This window comes from Acinetobacter sp. YH01020 (assembly GCF_013420275.1).
In the GTDB taxonomy this organism is placed as follows: Bacteria; Pseudomonadota; Gammaproteobacteria; order Pseudomonadales; family Moraxellaceae; genus Acinetobacter; species Acinetobacter amyesii.
The window spans coordinates 1-782 of sequence record NZ_VOYN01000132.1; the positions used below are offsets into that span (position 1 = coordinate 1).

The window sequence follows — 782 nt, forward strand, 5'->3', positions numbered from 1 at the left end:
ACAATCATCATTGAGTTCAGCAACTGCATCTGCTGGTTCAGCAGTATCATCTGCTAGCTCTGCACAATCATCATTGAGTTCAGCAACTGCATCTGCTGGTTCAGCAGGATTATCTGCTAGTTCAGCACAATCATCGTTGAGTTCAGCAACTGCATCTGCTGGTTCAGCAGGATTATCTGCTAGCTCTGCACAATCATCGTTGAGTTCAGCAATTGAATCTGCTGGTTCAGCAGTATCATCTGCTAGCTCTGCACAATCATCGTTGAGTTCAGCAACTGCATCTGCTGGTTCAGCAGTATCATCTGCTAGCTCTGCACAATCATCATTGAGTTCAGCAACTGCATCTGCTGGTTCAGCAGGATTATCTGCTAGTTCAGCAATTGAATCTGCTGGCTCAGCAGTATCATCTGCTAGCTCTGCACAATCATCGTTGAGTTCAGCAATTGAATCTGCTGGTTCAGCAGTATCATCTGCTAGCTCTGCACAATCATCATTGAGTTCAGCAACTGCATCTGCTGGTTCAGCAGGATTATCTGCTAGTTCAGCAATTGAATCTGCTGGCTCAGCAGTATCATCTGCTAGCTCTGCACAATCATCATTGAGTTCAGCAACTGCGTCCGCTAGTTCAGCACAATCATCGTTGAGTTCAGCAACTGCATCAGCAAGTTCTGCAGCTAGTTCACAAAATTCAGCTTACAGTTCTGCAAGTTCAGCATTGAGTGCGGCCGGATCTGCTGATGCATCTGCAAGCTCTGCTGTTAATGCTTCAAATTCAGCAAATT

1 protein-coding gene is annotated in these 782 nt (G+C 45.5%); it reads left to right on the forward strand.

The window, feature by feature from the left end; translation table 11 throughout:
• The coding region (locus FTT85_RS18520; RefSeq protein ID WP_180184124.1) for a hypothetical protein at window positions 1–782 on the forward strand (782 nt) is incomplete at both ends.